The following is a 259-nucleotide window of genomic DNA, read 5'->3' on the forward strand; positions in this document are numbered from 1 at the left end:
GCCCCAATCCGCTACGAGGGATGCGGCGACGTCATCTTGTGTTGAAAGCGGATTTGAGGCAATCAATAATGCCTCGGCTCCGCCGGCTTTTAATGTTCTTGCGAGGTTTGCAGTTTCAGTTGTTATGTGAGCACAAGCGACAAGCCGGACGCCTTCAAGCGGACGTTCCTTTTCAAAACGTTCACGTATCAGCCTTAGAACAGGCATTTCGCGGTCAGCCCATTCGATTCGTTGCTTTCCTTGCGGTGCAAGATTAATG

1 protein-coding gene is annotated in these 259 nt (G+C 51.0%); it reads right to left on the minus strand.

Annotation, left to right across the window (positions count from 1 at the left end; genetic code table 11):
• Positions 1-259 (minus strand): adenosylhomocysteinase (locus tag AC6UDF_RS07305; RefSeq protein WP_500724218.1); only part of this gene is annotated, 259 nt, incomplete at both ends.

This window comes from Fructilactobacillus sp. X2R6C1 (genome assembly GCF_059901295.1).